This window comes from Kitasatospora sp. NPDC091257 (assembly GCF_044757675.1).
In the GTDB taxonomy this organism is placed as follows: domain Bacteria; phylum Actinomycetota; class Actinomycetes; order Streptomycetales; family Streptomycetaceae; genus Kitasatospora; species Kitasatospora lactacystinica.
Map to the genome: position 1 here is coordinate 1 of NZ_JBIVVI010000668.1, position 5,098 is coordinate 5,098.

Consider the following 5,098-nt stretch of genomic DNA (forward strand, 5'->3'; position numbering starts at 1 on the left):
CCCCGGGATCCCGAGCCCGGGTCGCGGGGGAGCGGCCCCCAGGAGGGTGGCCAGTCCTGCGATCGCGTAGCCGGCCGCAGTGCCGCAGACGCCCACGACGACGAGGACGACGGCGCCCCAGACGCCCGGCTCGGTCAGCAGGCTCCGCAGCTGCCACCATGCGATGTCATGGGTGCGCCGGCGGTGGAGGTCATCGGCCAGGAAGCGGAAGTACGCGGGCGCGCAGTCGGGCCTCCAACGGGGCACCGGCCCGGGGAGGTAGGAGGGCCGCGGCCCTTGCGCGCAGACGGCAGGGATCAGCCCGTCCAGGAGATGGCCCTCGATGTCCGCCTGCGTGGGGAGCAGCGTCGCATCGAGCAGTTCCCGAGGATCGGACTCCTTCGGCGCGTACACCGTCGCCGCGAGCCAGAGCATCAGCGGAGAGGACAGGGCGGTGGCGACCGGGCCCTCGGGGTCGCCCTCCATGGCGTCGAAGAGAGCCTGCCAGGGGCCGAGCCGGTCCCGATGGCACATCTGGGCGAGGTAGGCCCTGCCGGCCTGCGGCGGGACGGGGCGGGCACGCAGAACGGGCACACCGCGCAGCACCGGCGAGGAGTCCACGGCATGCCGGTACGCCTCCGGCCGGGACGTCAGGACCAGGGGGTCCTTGCTGCCGAGCGCGCGCTTCAGTGCTTCCACCGCGTTCGTGCGAGCCAGCGGCAGCAGTTCGTCGAAGCCGTCGAGCACGGGAACGATCCGCCGACTCCGCACCAGGGACTCGACGGTGGGCCGATCCAGACCTGCCACGAGATCCCCGTAGTCCTCGCCGATACGTCTGACGACCCAGTCCTGGATGCTGATCCCCGGCTCCCACTCGGACATCGACAGGATGACCGGGACGCTCTCCCGCGAGCCGGGGACCCTGGCTCTGGCTTCCAGCAGTTCGACCACGATCAGGACGACCAGGGAAGACTTTCCCGCCCCGCCAGGACCGGTGACCACCAACTGGTGCGGTGCGAGCGCCCGGAGTCGAGCGACCACGTCCTCGAACCCGAGCTGCTCAGGCACCCCCCTGTGCGAGTCGCTCCCGTGAGGTTGCTCCAGCTCCCACGGAACCAGCATCGGAACCCGCTCCCGCAGACCGCGGACGTTGGCCTCGTCACGCCACTGCTCCAGGACCTCGCGGGCCAGCCCGTCCAAGGCGCTTTCCTCGGCGTCGGCGGGGGCCGGCTCTCCCTGGCGGGGCGCGAGGACGGAGCCGATGTGGACGGCGCCGATGTTCCTCGCCTGGATCAAGTTCCGAGGCGATCCCTCGTTGTGGTTGTGCACCTCTCCAGTCACGGCGACATGCTGTCAGGCCGGCGCCTGTGCGCGAGGGGCTTCCGGTGGACCGGCTGAGGCTCCTCGATGCTGTGCGGGCACCGGTTGGAGACCGATGACCTCGGCTGATCATGGAATTCCACGCCGGGCGACTTTTGCAGCGAACGCGGAGAACACAAAAGACTCATGTAAACAATTAATAGACATTGCATGGCCGGGCGTGCCCTGCTCGAGCCACGGACCCCACGAAGCCGACGGCGAGTCCAGGCTCGGGCCCGGGGCCGAGCCCGGCTGTCACTTCGACGGCCGGACTCCGCATCCACGAGGATGCGGAGCACTCGTGCCGGGCCGCCGGGACCGATGCGCCGGTGACGACGAGTGGCCTCCGACCGCGGTGTACGCGTGGCTCGTCTGCCGCGAGCGCGCCCTCCACCCCCACCGGGCGGCGGGGCGCTGCGCTTCGAGCCCACCGCCTGGCCCTGGCCGACCACTCGGCGTGCATCCAGCGGCTGCTCCGATCGGCGCAACGGGCTGACGCGCGAGCAGTTCGCGCAGGGCGGCGGCGACCTCAGCCGGTGATTCCTCCACCGTGAAGTGCCCGTAGGCGGCGGTCGCGTGCTGCAGACCCTCGGCTGGACGCCGCCCAGGACCCCACCGCCACCGCCGCCCGGCTGTGGACCAGGCCACCACCGCCCTGAAGACCCGCGGCAGCCGATCCCCGCGCGGCCGGAACAGTCCCCGCGAGCGCGGGGCCGACCCGCCGGCCTCCCCGTGGAACCCAAGATCCGGGGAGCAACCCCCGCGAGCGCGGGGCCGACCGCCGGGTCCGGGGCGGGCGGGACGACGTGGAGGAGCAACCCCCGCGAGCGCGGGGCCGACCACGGAGACTTTGCCGTTGCGGGCGTCCGCGAAGAGCAACCCCCGCGAGCGCGGGGCCGACCCGTTCGTCGGGGTGGCGCCGGGCCACGGCAGGGAGCAACCCCCGCGAGCGCGGGGCCGACATGAGGACAGGGCCGCGCGAGGTGGTCACGGTGGAGCAACCCCCGCGAGCGCGGGGCCGACACTTCCTGAGCTGCGGTGATGCGTTTCAGTAGGCGCTGGTTGATTCAGTTCGATTCGGTCGGCGATCCGTCGTGGTGCTCATGTGGTGACGTCATCTCTTCGATGGGCTGGGCGGGTTGTCAGTGCTGGGTCCTAGGCTCGTGAGCGTACTCGTTCATGGAGGTTCAGGACGATGGTTGAGGACCGCTGGCGCTTGTACCCGCCCGAGGCCAGGGGCTGGCTCGGGGCGTTGTGGGGCAAGTCGGCGGGGCGGGCCGGGGGGACTGCCAACCTGCTGTTGTCGCACATGCTGGACACCGCGGCGGTGGCGGAGATCGTGTGGGACCGTTACCTTCCAGCGGTCACGCGGCGGCGTCTGGACGCCGTCGCCGGGGGGCGGGGGATGGGGCGGCGTCTGTTCGCGTGGCTGTGCGGGATTCATGACTGCGGCAAGGCCGTGCCCGCCTTCCAACGCCTTGACCCCGCCGGGGAGGCCGCCGTCCGCGGGTCGGGCCTGTCCTGGAACAAGTACGCGGTGAACTCGGAGACCTGGCGGCACGACAAGGCCGGCGGCCGTCTGCTGCGGGCTGTGCTCGCCGACGCGGGGTGGGCGGAGGAGCAGGTCGAGTGGGTCTGGCCGTTGGTCGCCGGCCACCACGGCCGATTCCCCGCCCTGGGCCAGTTGCCTCCGAAGAAGGCGGACCTGCAGGGGAAGGGGCCGTCCTGGAAGCTGGCTCAGTCGGCGCTGGTGGAGGTGTTCTCCCGGGAGCTCGGCTTCGAGGGAGAGTCACGGTTGGCCGCGGTGGAACCTGTCCTGGTGCCGGGGCGTGCGGTGCAGCTCCAGCTGTCCGGCTTCGTGGTGATGGCGGACTGGATCGCCAGCGATGAGCGGCATTTCGCCGGGGTGTTGGACCTGGCGGCGGTGACGATGCCGCAGGCGCGGCAGCGGGCCGCGGCGGCGTGGGAGCGGCTCGGCCTGCGTGGTGGGTGGGGAGTGTTGCCGGTACCCGGTCCGGAGACGTTCCGGGACCGCTTCGGCCACGGGCCCAGGCCCTCGCAGGAGTTGGTGCTCGACGTGGTGCGCCGGATGGGCGGGGCGGGCCTGGTGATCGTCGAGGCGCCGATGGGGGAGGGGAAGACGAAGGCGGCGCTGGCGGCGGCCGAGTTGATGGCCGCGCGTCACGGTGCGGACGGGGTGTTCCTGGGCATGCCGACCCAGGCGACCGCGGACCCGATGTTCACCCAGGTCCGGTCGTGGCTGCGCGGGGTCGGCGACGGACTGGAGGACCAGGTCGCGCTGCTGCATGGAAAGCGGATGTTCAACAAGGAATGGCGTGGCCTGCTCGAGGGGGCAGGAGAGTGGGGTCAGGAGGCGGACGACCCCTTCCGTACCGTGGACGAGTACGGCCTGTCCTCGGATTCCTGCGACGGATGCCCGGACGGGGAGCGCAGGGCTCCCGCCGAGTGGTTCCTGGGCCGTCGCCGCGGTCTGCTGAGTCCGTTCGCGGTCGGCACCATCGACCAGCTCCTGTACGCCGCGACCCGGACCAAGCACGTGATGCTCCGGATGGCGGGCCTGGTGGGCAAGGTCGTGATCCTGGACGAGGTCCACGCCGCCGACGTCTACATGTCGCAGTTCCTCCTGGAGGGCCTGTGGTGGCTCGGCCAGGCCGGGGTGCCGGTGGTGCTGCTGTCGGCGACCCTGCCACCCGAGCAGCGCCGCCGCTTGGTCGCCGCATACCTGGCTGGTACGCGGTCCGCTGAGGTTCCGGAGACCCTGGAGCTCCCCGAGCCGCAGGGCTACCCGAGCGTGACGGCGGCCTGGCCCGGACAGGGCGGCAGCCCACAGCTGCTGGTCGAGAGCACCGGATCCTGGCGCGAGGACCTCAAGGTGCGGATCGAGGTGCTCGACGAGCCGCCGACGCGTAGCGCTTCCCACCAGGGCGCGCAGCACGTACCGGAACCGGCGGACGCCGCCGTGGCGGACTATCTGAAGGAGAGGCTGGCCGACGGCGGATGCGTACTGATCATCCGCAACACCGTGGCCCGCGCCCAGGCCACGTTCGACGCCCTCCACAAGGAGTACGGCACCGACGTCCGCCTTCTGCACGGCCGCCTGCACGCGGGCCATCGGGCCGACCGTACGCAGGAGGTGCTGGACAAGCTCGGACCGCCGGCGAAGGGTGTCGAGCGGCCCGGCAGACTGATCGTGGTCGCCACCCAGCTCGCGGAGCAGTCCTTCGACGTCGACGCCGACCTGCTGATCACCGACCTCGCCCCGATCGACCTCCTCCTCCAGCGCATCGGCCGCCTCCACCGCCACGACGGCGTCAAGCGCCCCCACGCGCTGTCCCGGCCCACGGTCGTCGTCACCGGCGTCGGCCTCGACGGTGACGGCGCGCCGTACATCCTGCGCGCCTCCGAGGGGATCTACGGCCGCTACCTTCTCCTGCGGACGGCCGCCGAGGTCGAGCGGGTGGCGGCCGCCGCAGGAGCGTGGAACATCCCGGGCCGGGTGCCGGATCTGGTCGCCCGGGTCTACGGCACGGACCCGGTCGTCCCGGCGGCATGGGCCAAGGCCGAGGCACAGGGCCGGCAGGAGTGGGAGCAGCGGCAGGCCGAGCGTCGCGCGAAGGCCGCCGAGTACGTGCTGACCCGGGCGGGCGAGCACGGGTCGCCGACGCTGGCAGGGCTGCACTACGGAGGCCACGGCACGCTCTCCGAAGGCCAGTTCGAGGCCCTCGTCCGGGACGGGGAC

The 5,098-nt window shown here is 72.0% G+C and carries 1 protein-coding gene, 1 pseudogene and 1 CRISPR repeat array; of the genes and pseudogenes, one reads left to right on the forward strand and one right to left on the reverse strand.

All coding sequences use genetic code 11. The features are described 5' to 3' along the window. A pseudogene (locus ACIQOV_RS26885) lies at positions 1 to 1,275 on the reverse strand (hypothetical protein); the annotation flags it as partial. 752 nt (positions 1,276 to 2,027) lie between these two features. Then, positions 2,028 to 2,361: direct repeats of the CRISPR family, unit length 28 nt; unit sequence GAGCAACCCCCGCGAGCGCGGGGCCGAC. Between the two features lie 172 nt (positions 2,362 to 2,533). Here ACIQOV_RS26885 and cas3 point away from each other — a divergent pair. Beyond that, a partial coding sequence (gene cas3, locus ACIQOV_RS26890; protein WP_401052703.1) for a CRISPR-associated helicase Cas3' occupies positions 2,534 to 5,098 on the forward strand: 2,565 nt, incomplete at its 3' end.